Genomic DNA, 1490 nt, shown 5'->3' with positions numbered 1-1490 from the left:
GAAAAAGCCGCTAATACACTGGGTGTTTCTTCCCAGCATGGCATTTTAGGCCAACTCGGCTTTTCACCTCGAATATTTGATAGAAACAAAAATTCGAGCCGCTCTATCGTTGACTCGCTCAATATACTGGGATCAAATTCCCAATTTAATACAAACACGTCATTTTTAGGTTGTATTGTCAGGCTAAGAGGAAATTTAGGCTTAGAAAGGCAAGTTCTCCTTCTAGATATTGTCAAACTATTAATGTCAGGAATGAAATCAATGCCCTCTTGCCAGGAAAAAACCACTTGTTGTAAAGGGTGTTGTATAAGCCCGCTGTCGAGATGAATTTCAGACAACAACGCATTGATATCAAAGTTTGCGGACTCTAAATCACGATACAAATCATGATGAAAATCCCCTATATGAATTCCCTTTCTGTAGCGAACTGGGACCATACTCACCAAGTAGCCTGCAATTTCACTCAGTTGAGGTTGCTGCCTGTTAGAATATGGCGTACTGACAACAATGTCTTCTATTGAGATAAATTCCGACAGTGTCTTACTCCATGTGTATAAAGCCACACAAAAAGTAGAAAAATTAGTTTTCTCTGCCAGCTGTAGCAAAAGGTTGCTATCACATATCGACATTTGCGAGTGGTAAGTATGAATAGCATTTTTGCTGAGCGGCCCAAGTGAATGCAGTTTAAATGGTTTGTAATTTTTTAATCTAACCTTCCAATAGTTTAACTTTACAGGAGTCGTTGAGCATTGAGCAAGATAGTCAATGTATCCAAATTTAATTGTTGAAGTCGGTTTCTGGTGATAATGCAGGTTTAAGCGTCGCCAAAACAATGTCATTGAATAACCATCAAAAATAATATGAGGACAATTCAAAATGAGTACAGTATGCCCCCCTGATAGCGCCACAATGTGTGCCTTAAAAAGTGGACCTGTCGTTAAATTAAACTCTCGCAGTTGTTCCACTTTGCATAACTTAGATACAGCGCTTTCATCTCCATCCAAAAAACTTGGACTCCAGCTTTGCGACACCGAAGGTTTCATCACAATACGCTCATCTTGCTCTTCAAAAATACAGTGAAGTGTGTCAAAGTCGCGATAAAGTAAGATCAGTGCCTGCTTTAATTTCACGAAATCAACTTCACCATAAATATCGTAACTTGTTACTATGTTATAGTGTGATGATTGCCCTGACTTGTACAATGGCCACAACAATTGTTGATGGGTATTAACTTCAACACCTTTGGCTTTCTCTTCGAATGTTAAAGCGTTTAAGAACCTTGTTATTTTACTAGGCTTGTTATTGACGAGTTCCGACATTCCATTCAAAGTTGGTGACTTCATTATCTCTAGCAAGCTAATATTTATCAGCATTTGTTTTTCAAAAAAATTAATCAACTTTAAAGCCATTAAAGAATTACCACCCAATTGAAAAAAGTGGGAATCGGATTCAATAACAGTATCTTCACCCAAAACTTGTTTCCAAATACC

1 protein-coding gene and 1 pseudogene are annotated in these 1490 nt (G+C 37.9%); both read right to left on the bottom strand.

Going from position 1 to position 1490, the window contains the following annotated elements; all coding sequences use genetic code 11:
- The coding region (locus Q0779_RS23590; protein ID WP_298776704.1) for a condensation domain-containing protein at nucleotides 1–1343 on the bottom strand (1343 nt) is incomplete at its 3' end.
- A gap of 21 nt (nucleotides 1344–1364) precedes the next feature.
- Nucleotides 1365–1427 (bottom strand): annotated as a pseudogene (locus tag Q0779_RS24050) (hypothetical protein); the annotation flags it as partial.
- Nucleotides 1428–1490 lie beyond the last annotated feature (63 nt).

This window comes from uncultured Shewanella sp. (assembly GCF_947491715.1).
In the GTDB taxonomy this organism is placed as follows: domain Bacteria; phylum Pseudomonadota; class Gammaproteobacteria; order Enterobacterales; family Shewanellaceae; genus Shewanella.
The sequence above is the reverse complement of the archived record's forward strand: the minus strand, read 5'-3'. Positions and strand labels throughout refer to the sequence as shown.